The sequence below is a fragment of the Actinoplanes sp. NBRC 101535 genome (assembly GCF_030269225.1).
Classification (GTDB): Bacteria; Actinomycetota; Actinomycetes; order Mycobacteriales; family Micromonosporaceae; genus Actinoplanes; species Actinoplanes rectilineatus.
Map to the genome: position 1 here is coordinate 668,219 of NZ_BSSY01000003.1, position 13,685 is coordinate 681,903.

The 13,685-nt window shown below is 70.9% G+C and carries 16 protein-coding genes; 9 read left to right on the forward strand and 7 right to left on the reverse strand.

What is annotated here, in order from left to right; all coding sequences use genetic code 11:
• Positions 1 to 2 precede the first annotated feature (2 nt).
• A complete protein-coding gene (locus tag QSK32_RS12040) occupies positions 3 to 260 on the reverse strand; it encodes a hypothetical protein (protein ID WP_157410900.1) in 258 nt (85 codons plus the stop codon).
• 279 nt (positions 261 to 539) lie between these two features.
• Between QSK32_RS12040 and QSK32_RS12045 the strand changes: the two genes are divergently transcribed.
• The 3 genes from QSK32_RS12045 to QSK32_RS12055 are packed head-to-tail and all read left to right on the forward strand — an operon-like array spanning position 540 to position 3,764.
• Positions 540 to 1,784, forward strand: coding sequence for an AAA family ATPase (locus tag QSK32_RS12045; RefSeq protein WP_045741213.1), 1,245 nt, complete (start codon positions 540 to 542; stop codon positions 1,782 to 1,784).
• Between the two features lie 19 nt (positions 1,785 to 1,803).
• The gene (locus QSK32_RS12050) at positions 1,804 to 2,817 is read left to right on the forward strand and encodes a DUF58 domain-containing protein (protein ID WP_045741212.1); all 1,014 of its coding nucleotides are present in this window, start codon (positions 1,804 to 1,806) and stop codon (positions 2,815 to 2,817) included.
• Positions 2,814 to 3,764, forward strand: a complete 951-nt coding sequence (locus QSK32_RS12055; RefSeq protein ID WP_045741211.1) for a VWA domain-containing protein — start codon at positions 2,814 to 2,816, stop codon at positions 3,762 to 3,764. Before QSK32_RS12050 ends, QSK32_RS12055 begins: the two co-directional genes overlap by 4 nt.
• A 395-nt stretch (positions 3,765 to 4,159) precedes the next feature.
• Here QSK32_RS12055 and QSK32_RS12060 read toward each other — a convergent pair whose 3' ends face one another.
• The gene (locus QSK32_RS12060; RefSeq protein WP_045741210.1) at positions 4,160 to 4,831 is read right to left on the reverse strand and encodes a response regulator; all 672 of its coding nucleotides are present in this window, start codon (positions 4,829 to 4,831) and stop codon (positions 4,160 to 4,162) included.
• Positions 4,828 to 5,907: a sensor histidine kinase gene (locus QSK32_RS12065; RefSeq protein ID WP_245673863.1), complete on the reverse strand. Its 1,080-nt coding sequence runs from the start codon at positions 5,905 to 5,907 to the stop codon at positions 4,828 to 4,830. The genes QSK32_RS12060 and QSK32_RS12065 overlap by 4 nt, the downstream gene beginning before the upstream one ends.
• Positions 5,908 to 6,085: 178 nt before the next feature.
• Between QSK32_RS12065 and QSK32_RS12070 the strand changes: the two genes are divergently transcribed.
• From QSK32_RS12070 to QSK32_RS12085, 4 genes are read left to right on the forward strand one after another with little or no spacing between them, the layout of a single operon-like run.
• Entirely contained in the window at positions 6,086 to 6,790 is a 705-nt protein-coding gene (locus QSK32_RS12070) for a beta-ketoacyl-ACP reductase (RefSeq protein WP_045741208.1), read from the forward strand.
• 31 nt (positions 6,791 to 6,821) lie between these two features.
• A complete protein-coding gene (gene fabI, locus QSK32_RS12075; protein ID WP_045741207.1) occupies positions 6,822 to 7,589 on the forward strand; it encodes an enoyl-ACP reductase FabI in 768 nt (255 codons plus the stop codon).
• A gap of 41 nt (positions 7,590 to 7,630) precedes the next feature.
• Positions 7,631 to 8,662: a ferrochelatase gene (locus QSK32_RS12080; protein WP_045741206.1), complete on the forward strand. Its 1,032-nt coding sequence runs from the start codon at positions 7,631 to 7,633 to the stop codon at positions 8,660 to 8,662.
• Positions 8,602 to 9,438 carry an HAD-IIA family hydrolase gene (locus QSK32_RS12085; protein ID WP_425394624.1) on the forward strand — a complete coding sequence of 279 codons (837 nt, stop codon included), beginning with the start codon at positions 8,602 to 8,604 and terminating at the stop codon, positions 9,436 to 9,438. Before QSK32_RS12080 ends, QSK32_RS12085 begins: the two co-directional genes overlap by 61 nt.
• Positions 9,439 to 10,191: 753 nt before the next feature.
• On the opposite strand, the gene QSK32_RS12090 is transcribed toward QSK32_RS12085, so the two are convergent.
• On the reverse strand, positions 10,192 to 10,686 hold the full coding sequence (locus QSK32_RS12090) for a signal peptidase I (RefSeq protein ID WP_045741204.1): 495 nt from the start codon (positions 10,684 to 10,686) through the stop codon (positions 10,192 to 10,194).
• Between the two features lie 410 nt (positions 10,687 to 11,096).
• Between QSK32_RS12090 and QSK32_RS12095 the strand changes: the two genes are divergently transcribed.
• Positions 11,097 to 11,501 (forward strand): NUDIX hydrolase, encoded by a 405-nt coding sequence (locus QSK32_RS12095; protein ID WP_285471898.1) that lies wholly within the window; start codon positions 11,097 to 11,099, stop codon positions 11,499 to 11,501.
• 69 nt (positions 11,502 to 11,570) lie between these two features.
• On the opposite strand, the gene QSK32_RS12100 is transcribed toward QSK32_RS12095, so the two are convergent.
• Positions 11,571 to 12,242, reverse strand: coding sequence for a hypothetical protein (locus QSK32_RS12100; RefSeq protein WP_045741202.1), 672 nt, complete (start codon positions 12,240 to 12,242; stop codon positions 11,571 to 11,573).
• Between the two features lie 181 nt (positions 12,243 to 12,423).
• Here QSK32_RS12100 and QSK32_RS12105 point away from each other — a divergent pair, with 181 nt between their 5' ends.
• Positions 12,424 to 13,173, forward strand: coding sequence for a hypothetical protein (locus QSK32_RS12105; protein ID WP_285471899.1), 750 nt, complete (start codon positions 12,424 to 12,426; stop codon positions 13,171 to 13,173).
• Between the two features lie 4 nt (positions 13,174 to 13,177).
• On the opposite strand, the gene QSK32_RS12110 is transcribed toward QSK32_RS12105, so the two are convergent.
• Together QSK32_RS12110 and QSK32_RS12115 are read right to left on the reverse strand one after the other, a co-directional pair.
• Positions 13,178 to 13,321, reverse strand: a complete 144-nt coding sequence (locus QSK32_RS12110) for a hypothetical protein (protein ID WP_285471900.1) — start codon at positions 13,319 to 13,321, stop codon at positions 13,178 to 13,180.
• Between the two features lie 108 nt (positions 13,322 to 13,429).
• On the reverse strand, positions 13,430 to 13,685 hold a 256-nt coding region (locus tag QSK32_RS12115; RefSeq protein WP_285471901.1), incomplete at its 5' end, for a zinc ribbon domain-containing protein.

Genomic DNA, 13,685 nt, shown 5'->3' on the forward strand with positions numbered 1-13,685 from the left:
GCCTAGGAGATGTCCGCCTGCTCCGCCGCGCCGAAGGGGGTGACCTCGCGCAGGAATCCGCGCCGGGACAGGAACTCGGACAGGCTGTCCTTGTGGTCGATGCAGGCCAGCCAGGTCTTGCGGTAGTCCGGCGTGTGCAGTTTCGGGTTGTTCCACCGCAGCTGCCACGTGGCTGCCGCCCGGCATCCCTTGGCGGAACACTGGGGGTCCAACTGTCGACGCGGGGAAAAGAGATCCTCGACCATGCTGTCCTCAACCATGCCGTCACACCGTAGTTCGCAGGACGGATGGGAGTTTTAGCGCCGGGCGGCCACGGGGGAAGCCGCCCGGCGACGAGCCAAATGCTACACGCTTCAGATCCGCGCGTATCCACCCGGTTACCGTGCCCGAACCGGCGGATCGCGCAGAAAGATCAACACGACCGGCCTATGGTGCTCGTCGCGGCACATAGCCGCCTCTGCTAGGAAGCTTTCAGTCGGATCGTGTAAGTCTTGGACGTCGGCACCCGCGCCGGCGCCTCATACCGTTGTGGAGGACCGGTGTCGCAGCCGAGCACGCCCGAGACCGAGACCAGTCCGGACGCCGCAGCGCCGGTGCCGCCCGCGCAGGACGCGTCATTGCTCGAGCGGGCGATGTTCGAGGTCAAGAGGGTCATCGTCGGCCAGGACCGGATGGTCGAGCGGATGTTCGTGGCGCTGCTGGCGCGCGGGCACTGTCTGCTCGAGGGGGTTCCCGGCGTGGCCAAGACCCTCGCCGTGGAGACCCTGGCCAAGGTGGTCGGCGGATCGTTCTCCCGGGTGCAGTTCACCCCCGACCTGGTGCCCTCCGACATCATCGGCACCCGGATCTACCGGCAGACCAGTGAGAAGTTCGACGTCGAGCTGGGCCCGGTGTTCGTCAACTTCCTGCTCGCCGACGAGATCAACCGTGCGCCGGCCAAGGTGCAGTCGGCGCTGCTCGAGGTGATGGCCGAGCACCAGGTGTCGATCGGCGGCAAGAGCTACGACGTGCCCGACCCGTTCCTGGTGATGGCCACCCAGAACCCGATCGAGCAGGAGGGCGTCTACCCGCTGCCCGAGGCGCAGCGCGACCGCTTCCTGATGAAGATCGTCGTGGGCTACCCGACGGACAGCGAGGAGCGCGAGATCGTCTACCGGATGGGGGTCAGCGCGCCCGAGCCGCAGCAGATCTTCACGCCGGACGACCTGCTCGCCCTGCAGCGCCGGGCCGACCAGGTCTTCGTGCACAACGCGCTGGTCGACTACACGGTCCGGCTGGTGCTGGCCACCCGCGCCCCGGCCCAGCACGGCATGCCCGACGTCGCCCAGCTGATTCAGTACGGCGCCAGCCCGCGCGCCTCGCTCGGCATCGTCCGGGCCACCCGGGCGCTGGCCCTGCTCCGCGGCCGCGACTACGCGCTCCCGCAGGACCTGCTCGACGTCGCCCCGGACATCCTGCGGCACCGACTGGTGCTCAGCTACGACGCGCTCGCCGACGACATCCCGGCCGACCAGATCGTGGCCCGGATCATGCAGGCCGTCCCGATGCCGTCGGTCGCCTCCCGCCAGGGCGTCTCGCCGAACGGCCAGGGCATGCCGAACGGCCAGGGCATCCCGGGCGGTCCCGGCATGCCGAACGGGCAGGGCATCCCGAACGGCCTGGCCGGACCCGGCGTTCCCGGTGGTCCGAACGGGGTGCAGCCGACCAGCGGGGTCCCGGCGGCACCGTTCGACGGACGCCAGCCCTACCCGCAGGGCGGCGGAGCATGGCACGGTCAGTCGTGACCGGACGGGAGGAGGCGGCGTGAGCACACCGGGCGCGGAGACACCCCTCGCCCCGGACGAGGCGGCCCGCGGCGAAGCCGTGCTGAGCCGCCTCCAACTGCTGGTCACCCGCAAACTGGACGGTCTGCTCCAGGGCGACTACGCGGGCCTGCTGCCCGGCCCGGGCTCCGAGGCCGGCGAGTCCCGGGAGTACCGCCCCGGCGACGACGTGCGCCGGATGGACTGGCCGGTCACCGCCCGGACCACGATGCCGCACGTGCGGCGGACGGTCGCCGACCGCGAACTGGAGACGTGGCTGGCGGTCGACCTCTCCGCCAGTCTCGACTTCGGCACGGCCCGGTGGCTCAAACGCGACCTGGTGATCGCCGCGGCCACCGCGGTCACACACCTGACCGCACGCGGCGGCAACCGGATCGGCGCGGTCGTGGGCACCGGCTCCGGCGTACCCGACAAGGGTCCCGGCACGAGCTGGTGGCGCCGCAGGACGGCGACGGCGCCCGCGCCGCCCCCGCAGGCCCCGGTGGTCCGGATGCCGGCCCGGCCCGGCCGCAAGGAGGCGCAGGGCCTGCTCCGCGCGATCGCCCGCACCGAGATCCGGCCCGGGCGCACCGACCTGGGCGCCCTGATCGACATGCTCAACCGGCCACCCCGCCGGCGCGGCGTGGCCGTGGTGATCTCCGACTTCCTGTCACCGGTGGACGGCTGGGCACGCCCGGTCCGCAAGCTCGGCGTCCGGCACGACGTGCTGGCCATCGAGGTCGTCGACCCCCGCGAACTGGAGCTCCCCGACGTCGGCGTGCTGACCCTGGCCGACCCGGAGTCCGGTGTGCTGCACGAGGTGCAGACCTCCGATGCCGGGCTGCGCCGGCGGTACGCCGCCGCGGCGGCCGAGCAGCGCGCCGAGATCGCCCGGGCACTGCGGGCCGCCGGAGCGGCCCACCTGCGGCTGCGTACCGACACCGACTGGCTGCTCGACATGGTCCGCTTCGTGGCCGCTCAGCGCCACGCCCGTACCCGAGGGACCACACGATGATCCGTTTCCTGGAGCCCTGGTGGCTGCTGACGCTGCTGCCGGTCGTCGCGATGGCCGGCCTGTACGTCTGGCGCCAGTTCCGCAAACGCCAGTTCGCGATGCGCTTCACCAACGTCGACCTGCTGCGCACCCTCGCGCCGAAGGGCCTCGGCTGGCGGCGGCACGTCTCGGCCGGTGCGTTCCTGCTGATGCTGGGCGCCCTCGCGGCGGCGACCGCCCGGCCCTCGGTCGACACCGAGCAGCCGCTCGAACGGGCGACCGTGATGCTCGCCATCGACGTGTCGCTGTCGATGCAGGCCGACGACGTGGCGCCGAGCCGCATCGAGGCCGCGCAGGAGGCGGCCAAGGCGTTCGTCAGCGAGCTGCCGGAGGGCTACAACCTGGGCCTGGTGTCGTTCGCGAAGGCGGCGAACGTGCTGGTCTCGCCGACCAAGGACCGGTCCGCGGTGATCAGCGCGATCGACGGCCTGACCCTGGCCGAGGCGACCGCGACCGGTGAGGCGGTGTTCACCTCGCTGGACGCCATCCGGACGGTGCCCTCGGACGGCGCCGACGGTGCCCCGCCCGCGCGGATCGTGCTGCTCTCCGACGGTTACCGCACGTCCGGCCGGTCGATCGAGGACGCGGCGACCGCGGCGGCGCAGGCCAACGTGCCGGTGTCGACGATCGCGTTCGGCACCGACAGCGGGGTGGTGGACATCCGCGGGTCGGTGCAGCGGGTGCCGGTGGACCGGGTCTCGCTGCAGGATCTGGCCGACTCGACCAAGGGTTACTTCTACGAGGCCGCGTCGGTGACCGAGCTGAAGCAGGTCTACGAGGACATGGGCAGTTCGATCGGGCACCGGACCGAGCCGCGCGAGGTGACCCAGTGGTACGCGGCCGCAGGCCTGTTCCTGGGTCTGGTCGGCGCGGCGATGAGCCTGCTCTGGACGTCCCGCCTGCCGTGAGGTGAGCGCGCGCGCCGCCCGGTCAGGGGGCGGCGTGCGCGAGCACGAACAGTACGACCACCCAGGCCGAGAGCAGGGTGAATCCGAGTGGCGCGACGAAGTTCTTCATGATGAACCAACTTCCGCTGGTGACTTTGCGGGGGAGAGCGCGCAAATCACGTGCGGCCGTATCCCGGCACCCGGCGTCGTGGCGCACACGACCGGTCCGGCCCGAGCGCGAGGCGGCGGGCCGTGGGTGCGGGACAGGGAGGTCTGGTCAGCGGTCAGAAACGCTGACGAGCGTCCCGGCCGCGACTAGGAGGATCGCTATCTCGCACAGCGATCACCTCCGTCAAGTCGTCGGGCCAGGAACCGTGTGGGAGCGTACTCCTTAAGTACCACTTAAGAAAATCGGGTCACTCTCCCGCGGCGACGAGCCCCGACTCGTAGGCGAAGACCACCGCCTGGGCGCGGTCGCGCAGGGAGAGTTTGCCCAGCACACGGCCCACATGGGTCTTCACGGTCTGTTCCGCCACCACCAGCTCGGCGGCGATCTCCTGATTGGAGCGGCCGCGGGCGATCAGGCGCAGCACGTCGGTCTCCCGCGGGGTGAGCCCGTTGAGCTGAACCGGACGGATCCGGTCACGGTGCGGCCGGGCGGCGAACTCGGCGATCAGCCGCCGGGTCACCGAGGGGGCGAGCAGCGCCTCGCCGGACGCGACCACCCGGACCGCGTTGATCAGGTCGGCGGCCGGGGCGTCCTTGAGCAGGAACCCGCTGGCTCCGGCGCGCAACGCCTCGTAGACGTAGTCGTCCAGGTCGAACGTGGTGAGGATGAGCACCTTCGGGCAGCCGGTGCCGGTGGCCGCGCCCGGGGCGAGCAGCCGGCGGGTGGCCTCCAGACCGTCCATCACCGGCATCCGGACGTCCATCAGCACGACGTCCGGGTTCAGGGCCCGGGTGGCGGTGATCGCGGCCGCCCCGTCCGCGGCGTCGCCGACCACCAGCAGGTCGGGCTGGGCGGCGAGCAGTGCCCCGAAGCCCTGCCGGACCATCGCCTGGTCGTCCACGATCAATACCGTGATCATCGAGTCTCCGGTCGCCGGGGGATGCGGGCCGCCACCCGGTACCCGCCGTCGCCGTCGGGTCCGGCCGTCAGGTCGCCGCCGAGAAGGGTGACACGCTCGCGCATGCCGATCAGGCCGTGGCCCGTCCGGTTGCGGCCGGGTTCGCTGGTGAGCTCGTTGACGACGTCCACCAGCAGGGCGTCGTCGCCGAGGCGGATGCCGAGCCGGACCGTGCCGCCGGGGGCGTGCCGGGCCGCGTTGGCGAGCGCCTCCTGCACGATCCGGTACGTCGCCAGTCCGCTCGCGTCCGAGACACCGTCGACCTCCGCCACGGAAGCCTCCAACGGCAGTCCGGCCTTCCGCGCGGTCGCCACGAGATCGGTGATCTGCGCGTACCCCGGCTGGGGTTGCTTCTCGGCCTCCGCGTCCTCGGCGCGCAGCGCACCGAGCAGGCGGCGCATGTCGGTGAGGGCGGACCGGGCGGTCGTCGCGATCCCGGCCATCTCCTGACGGGTCTCGTCGTTCATCCCGTCCACCCGGTACGGCGCGGTCTCCGCCTGCACCGCGATCATCGACATGTGGTGCGCCACCACGTCGTGCATCTCCCGGGCGATCCGGGCGCGCTCCTCCAGCACCGCCCGCCGGGCCCGCTCCAGCTCGGTGATCTCGGACATCTCCCGGGCGCTACGGCGCCGCGAGACGATGTCGCCGAGCGCGGCGATCGCCACCAGCAGCACCGCCACACCCCACGCGTTGGACGGCGGCGTGAACAGGAAGACCGGGCACAGGCTGAGGCCGGTCGCCCAGAGCGTGACCGCCGACTCGCTGGTCGCGGCGAGACGGAGCAGGACGAACAGGAAACCGAGGATCTGCACGGTGGCCCACGGCCAGCTCTCCTGCGCCGTCGTGCCGAGCACGCCGAGGAACAGCATCACGAAACCGAGCCGCCACGCCCACACCGGTAACCGCAGCGCGAGCGGCACCGGGACCACCGCACCGGCCGCCAGCAGGGTCGTCAGCCAGGACGGAAGATCACGGTTGGCGGCCAGGTATTCGGCGTCCGCGAATCCGAGCCCGACCATCGAGAACAGCAGCACGGGCACCACGTACGTCGATCGGCGACCCGCTGGCCTGGGAGTTTCCTGCTTGAACGTTAGGTAAGTCAGCGGCCCCGTCACTCCGCCTCCGGACCGCGGGCCGTTAGTCTCCATTCCCAGCAGGGTAGGGCGGTCACGAAAGGCTGTCGTGCCCCCGACCCCGTCGAAGGGATGCGTTGTGGCTCGCACCGTTCTGGTGACCGGAGGAAACCGCGGCATCGGCCTGGCCATCGCCCAGGCGTTCGCTGCGCAGGGTGACCGGGTGGCGGTGACCCACCGTGGTTCCGGCGCACCCGAAGGCCTGTTCGGGGTGCAGTGCGACATCACCGACTCGGCGGCCGTCGACGCCGCCTTCACCTTCGTCGAGAACGAGCTCGGCCCGATCGAGGTCCTCGTCGCGAACGCCGGCATCACCGACGACACGCTGCTGCTGCGGATGTCCGAGGAGCAGTTCGAGCGGGTCATCGACACCAACCTGACCGGCGCCTACCGGTGCGCGAAGCGGGCCAGCGGCAAGATGCTGCGCGCCAAGTGGGGCCGCATGATCTTCATTTCCTCGGTCGTCGGCCTGTACGGCGGACCCGGCCAGGTGAACTACGCGGCGAGCAAGGCCGGCCTCGTCGGCATGGCCCGCAGCATCACCCGTGAACTGGGCACCCGCAACATCACCGCGAACGTGGTGGCGCCCGGCTTCATCGAGACGGAGATGACCGCCGTCTTGCCGGAGTCGCGCAAGGCCGAGATCATCAAGTCCGTCCCGGCCGGTCGCCTGGCCAGCACGGACGAGGTCGCCGCGGCGGTGACCTTCCTGGCGAGCGACAGTGCGGCGTACATCTCGGGCGCCGTGATCCCCGTTGACGGGGGCCTCGGCATGGGGCACTGATTTTTCCGAGAGACTTTTCAGGAGAGAAAACTTGTCTGGACTGCTGGCCGGAAAACGGCTGCTCGTCACCGGCGTGATCACCGACGCCTCGATCGCCTTCTCGGTGGCGAAACTCGCGCAGGAGGCCGGGGCCACCGTCGTGCTCACCGGCTTCGGCCGGCTCTCGCTGGTGGAGCGGATCGCCAAGCGCCTGCCCGAGCCGGCGCCCGTCATCGAACTGGACGTGACCAACCCCGAGCACCTGGAGAGCCTGCCCTCCCGGGTTCGTGAGCACGTCGACGGACTGGACGGCGTTGTCCACTCCATCGGCTTCGCTCCGCAGAGCGCGCTCGGCGGCACCTTCCTCGAGACGCCGTGGGAGGACGTGGCGCAGGCACTGCACGTGTCGACGTTCTCGTACAAGTCCCTGGCCATCGCCTGCCTGCCGATGATGGACGCCGGTGGCTCGATCGTCGGCATGACCTTCGACGCGACCAAGGCCTACCCGCTGTACGACTGGATGGGCGTCGCCAAGGCCGGCCTCGAGTCGGCGTCCCGGTACCTCGCGATGTACCTGGGCAAGCACGGCATCCGCAGCAACCTGGTCGCGGCCGGGCCGCTGCGGACGATGGCCGCCAAGTCGATCCCCGGCTTCAGCGAGTTCGAGGACGCCTGGACCCAGAACGCGCCACTCGGCTGGGACCTCTCCAACCCGGAGGCGACCGCCAAGGCCGTGTGCGCCCTGCTGTCCGACTGGTTCCCGGCCACCACCGGTGAGATGGTTCACGTCGACGGCGGTTTCCACGCCCGATACGCCTGACCGCCGGGGCTGGGGCCGCCCGGTGGTGGCAGGATGGGCGGGTGGTTTACGACGCCTTCGTCCTGCTCTCCTTCGGCGGTCCCGAAAAGCCCGATGACGTGATGCCGTTCCTGCGCAACGTGGTGCGCGGGCGCGGAGTCCCGGATGAGCGCCTCGCCGAGGTGCGCGAGCACTACATGCACTTCGGCGGGGTGTCCCCGATCAACCAGCAGTGCCGTGACCTGCTGGCCGCGATCGAGACCGAATTCGCGGCCCACGACATCACGCTCCCCACCTACTGGGGCAACCGCAACTGGTACCCGATGCTCGCCGACACCGTCGCGCAGATGCGCGACGACGGCATCGAGCACGCGCTCGGATTCGCCACCAGCGCGTACGGCGGCTACTCCTCCTGCAAGCAGTACTGGGAGGACATCGCCCAGGCGCGGGCGCACGTCGGCCCGAAAGCCCCGAAGATCGCCAAGCTGCGGCAGTTCCACGACCATCCCGGTTTTGTCGAACCGCACGCGCAGGCCGTCACCGCGGCACTGGCCACCCTCGACCCGGCCCGCCGGGCGACCACGCGGATCGTCTTCACCGCGCACTCCATCCCGGTCAGCATGGCTTCGACGGCCGGTCCGGAAGGCGGCCGGTACACCGCCCAGCTGGAGGAGACCGCGCGGCTGGTGCGGGCCGCTGCCGCCCCCGACCTCGGCTACGACCTGGTCTGGCAGAGCCGCTCCGGCCCGCCGCACATCCCGTGGCTCGAACCGGACATCAACGACCACCTGCCGATGCTCGCCGACAAGGGCGTCACCGACGTGGTGGTCAGCCCGATCGGATTCGTCTCCGACCACCTCGAGGTCATCTGGGACCTGGACAACGAGGCCAAGGACACCGCCGCCGGCCTCGGCCTGGGATACGCCCGGGCCGCGACACCGGGCGTGCACCCGCAGTTCGTGTCCATGGTGCGGGAACTCGTGCAGGAGCGTACCGATGATCGATCCCGGCCGGCACTGGGTACGCTGCCGACCTGGGACGTCTGCCCCGCGGACTGCTGCCCCCCACCCGCGCGACGAGGAGCACCCCAGTGAAGGAACGCAAGCCGATCGAGAGCTGGCTCACCGACATGGACGGCGTCCTCGTCCACGAGGGCGAACCGGTGCCGGGCGCCCCCGAATTCGTCAACCGGATGAAGGAATCCGGCAAGCCGTTCCTGATCCTGACGAACAACTCCATCTACACCCCGCGTGACCTGCAGGCCCGTCTGCTGCGCATGGGCTTCGAGGTGCCCGAACAGTCGATCTGGACGGCCGCCCTCGCCACCGCCCAGTTCCTCTCCGACCAGCGGCCGGGCGGGACGGCGTACGTGATCGGCGAAGCCGGCCTGACCACGGCGATGCACGCGGCCGGCTACATCCTCACCGAGTTCGACCCCGACTACGTGGTCCTCGGCGAGACCCGCACCTACAGCTTCGAGGCGATCACCAAGGCGATCCGCCTGATCAGCGGCGGCGCCCGGTTCATCTGCACCAACCCGGACGCCACCGGCCCCTCCAACGAGGGCCTGCTCCCGGCGGCCGGCTCGGTCGCCGCGATGATCTCCAAGGCGACGGGCGTCAAGCCGTACTTCGTCGGCAAACCGAACCCGATGATGATGCGCTCGGCGCTGAACGCGATCGGCGCGCACAGCGAGACCACCGCGATGATCGGCGACCGGATGGACACCGACGTGCTGTGCGGTCTGGAGGCGGGGCTGGAGACCATTCTGGTCCTCACCGGCATCAGCAGCCGCCTGGAGAGCGAGACCTACCCCTACCGGCCGTCCCGCATCATCAACAGTGTCGCCGACCTGATCGACGAGATCTGACAACCCTTCCCGGGTACGCCTGCCGTCGCACCCGGTTTTTGCGTGCTGATCCGCTTCGCAGGTTGCTGATCCGCCTCGCAGCTTGCTGATCCGCCTCGCAGCTTGCTGATCTGCTCCGCGGGTTGCTGATCCGCTCTGCAGCTTGCTGATTCGCTCCGCGGGTTGCTGATCCGCCTCGCAGGCCGTGGGGCCGTCAGCGGATCTTGGTGCGTTGCCCACCTGCATCGGTGGCCGACGCACCAAGGTCGGCCCGTGCTCGCTCCGTGCTCGCGCGGCGCCCGCACCGGTGTGTGCGGGTGGCCCCAGCCGTCGTCCATGGCTGCCGGCGGGCTTACGGGGCCGGTGCATGCGGCGTTGCCCCGGTCAGCCGTCGTCTATGGTCGGGCCGCCCCCTGAAAACCTGCCGTAACGCACGGCCCGGTCGGGTCGGCCGTCGGCGATGGCTGTTTCCTGGGCGAAAACGAGCCGTAGGCGACGGCTCGACCTTCCTCAGCCGTAGTACACGGCTCTGTCGAACTCAGAATTCAGCCCTGGGTCACGGCCCGCTCCGCTCGGCCGTCGTCTGCGGCTGCCTCCTCTCGGCCGGCGTCTGCTGCTGCTTCCTCTCAGCCGTCGTCTGGGGCCGCCTCCTCTCGGCCGTCGTCCGTGGTCTGGTCGTCCATGGTCGTCTTGGGCTGGCGGCGGGACGCGGAACGGTTGGGGTGGGTGGCTACGGGGCGGGCGGCGAGCCGTGGACGACGGCTGGGTAGGTGGTCACGAAGCTGGAGGGCGCCTCCGGAGGGCCAGGAGGGACAGCAGCACCACCGTGGTCAGGGCCGCTGCCAGACGGGGGTAGTCGCGGTTCAGCCACCACACGACCGGCAGCCCGATCCAGGGCACACGCCACCGCCCGGTTCCGGTGACCGCACCGACTGGCACCGGGATCCCGTCCACCACAGCGTTCGCGTCACCCTTGGTGAGCAGGGCCCCATCCGGGGTGACCCCGACGATCCGGTGCAGCACCGGCCGCCCGATCCGCCCCGGCACGCGGAACCGGATGACGTCACCCGGCTGGAACCGTGTCGGCGACGACGAGATGATCACGTCGCCGGGCTGCACGGCCGGCCGCATCGATCCGCCGGTCACGATCGACGACGACCACCCGAACAGCAGCGGCACCAGCGTCCACACCACCAGCCCCGCCCCCGCGGTGAGCGCCGCTGTCGCCCCGCCGGCGGCCAGCCGTGACAGCCGATCAGAACCGGTCATGGCGCCCCTTCGTGTGCTGTACCTGCTGTCACCGCTGCCAGCCTTCGCCCCGCCGCTGTAGCCCCGCCGCCGGCCGTCGTCCCGTCCCGCTGTCGTCCCGTGCGGCAGCTGGCAGTCGTCCGGTCCACTGCCAGCGGTCGTCCCGTCCCGCCCACTGTCAGTGGTCGTCCCGTCCCGCTGTCGTCCCGTCCCGCTCGGCTGTCGGCCGTCGTCCCGTTCCGACGCCGCCCCGATCCTGGCCGTGCTGTCACGCGGCCCGGCCTGTGGCGCGGCTCGGCTTGTGGCGCGGCCCGGCCTGTCGTACGGGAACGGTCCGCCCTGCGGTAGGTTCCACCCGTGCCAGCCTGGACCGCCACCCCTGTTCCCGCCGCGATTCCGTCGTCTGCGCCCCACGCGGGGGAGCCGCACACATGACAGCCTCCGAGGTGGTCGCCGCGGCCTGGGTGCACGTCCGCGACCGCCGAGTGCTCGTGGTGCGGGCCTCCGGCTCGGACGCCTTCTACCTGCCGGGTGGGAAGCCGGAGCCGGGCGAGACACACGCCGAGGCCGCGGCCCGTGAGGTGCGCGAGGAGGTCGGCATCCACGTCGACCCGGCGACGCTTCGCCTGTTCACCGCGATCGAGGCGCCCGCCCACAACCGGCCGCCCGGCACCCGGGTTCGCCTGATCTGCTTCATCGGCCCGGGTGCCGGTGAACCCGCCGTCGCCAACGAGATCGCCGAGCTGGCCTGGTTCTCCTCTGCCGAGCGCCCCCGCTGCGCCCCGGCCATCCAGCGACTCCTGGACGAACTCGTCGAGGCAGCCCTCATCGACTGACGGCTGCCCTGCCGCCCAGCGGTGTGAGGCGGTCGGGGTCACCGGCCAACGGCACGAAGCGGATGCCGGTCAGGCCGGGGTCAGACGGACCGCGGTGAGGACGACGATGCCGTTCGGATCGCCGCATTCGACTTTGAGAGCGAGTTTTTCCGCCCCCTCCACGCTTGCGGTCAGCGGCTGGGCGGCGGCGACCGTGGCGTTTTGCTGCCGTCCGCTCACCGAGGTGGTGATCGCCCCGTCCGGCTGCCGCTGGCCGGAGAGCGCCGTCACGTAGGTGGCCGATTCTTGATCGGTGCCGGCCGGGTACCACGGCCGGACGTCGGCCTGAAAGTCCAGGTAGCGGCCCTTCAGCGGCCAGGTGACGATGCGTTCCAGGTCGCCGGTCTGGTTGGTGGGGCAGGCGATCGCGATCGGATGGTCGGCGAATCCGGCCTGGTCCCGCACGGCCCGGGGCACCGGCACGAGGTGTTCCCCACCGGTCTCGGCGGTGATCGTGTCGAGATGCGTCACCGTGGGGTCCCCGATCGTCGCCGTTCGGGGAGCGGGGGAGCCGGTGGCGGCGGGGGGAGCGGCTGTGCTGGGGGAGTTCGCCGGATCGGACCCGGGCCGCGGCCAGAACCAGGCGCCGACCGCGGCGAGTGCCCCGACCACCCCGGCGACCGCCCCCACGACGGCCCAGTGGTCACGTCGGGCCCGCCCGGCACGACCGGACGTCTGGGCGGTGGAATCGGTGGTGCTCACGGCCCCTCCCCGAGTGGATCGCTGAGCCGGCGAACCGGTGATCCGCGGGGAAACATTATCGATCGACGGCAGGCGATCCCGCTGGGATATTTCTGACGCATAGACGACAGTCACGCCGGGGGTCCGGTGCGACTAGGGTGCCGCATTACTCCTGGTCCGAGATCCCGAAGGACGTTCTCTCGTGAGCGACGAACAAGCGACTGATCCGATTCAGCCACCACCCGACGCCCCGAAGAAGTCGAAACCGAGGCGGCGGTTTCCGTTCGCCGCCGCGGTGGCTCTGCTCGCCCTTCTCCTCTCGGGTGCTGCCGTGGTCCTGTCCTGGCGTGCGCACAGCCTGGCGAGCAGCGCCGCCGACCGGATCGAGGCCCTCGAGACCGGCGTGGGCGCGCAGCCCGCCACCCCTACGCCGGACGTCCCGGCCCCGGAGGAGCCGCCGGTCAGCATTCCCGCGGAGCCCACCGCGACGGTCAGTGCGACCACGCCGGTGTTGAGGAGGGAGGCCCAGTACACCGGGCAGTACATCGAGAAGGCGTTGAAGATCCCGCCGGCCGCACGCTGCGGTGACGCGATCTTCGTCGACCTCGACGAGCCTCTGGTGCAGGTCGCGTCGGCCGTCGCCGAGGTGCGTTTCTCGGTGGACTGCGGCGGCACGGTGCCGTTGATGGGGTTGGAGGGCGGCGTGACGGGCAGTGTGGCCTCCTCCGAGGCGGTGGAACCGGGCGGCTGCGTCGACCTGATCAACTACAGTCCGCTGGCCGCTGGGGCGTCGCAGCCGATCCGCCAGGGGCAGGTCTACTGCGTCACCACGTCGCGGACGGCCGCCGATGCCGCCGGCATCACCTGGAAGATGCTGATCGTCGCGGTGACCGGCGTGGCCGAGGACGAGACGGTCGCCCTTCGCGTGTCGGCCTGGAACATCCCCGGCTGACGACTCAGCGCCCGTAGATCCGGTCGAGGCCGACCGGTTCGACGCGGGGATCGGTGGTGGCGGCGAGCCGGTAGTCCAGGGTGGGCACCACCGGTTCCAGTCCGGCGCGGCCGCGTAGTGGCGCGATGCCGGAGCGCAGGCCGCCCATGAGCGACAGCGCTGAGCCGCACAGCAGCAGCCGGACCGGTGAGTTGGTGCGCTGCGCCGCCGGGTCCCGTGCCTTCTACAGGATCGACGGTATTGACTTCTCCCCGCCCTAAAGGACGGGGATTCCGGCGGTCGCCCGCCGGGTTTCCTGCTTCACAGCCGACCGCCCCGAACGGAGATTCCCCCGTTGAGGTCTTACACCAGCTCCACAGGCAGACACCGCCAGCCCGGCGGCCAAAATGTTCTTCGCCGCGTTGACGTCGCGGTCGTGGGTTACCCCGCAGGAGCAGGTCCACGACCGGATGTTCAGCGGCATCTTCTCAGCGATGGCTCCGCAGGCCGAGCAGACCTTGGACGACGGGTAC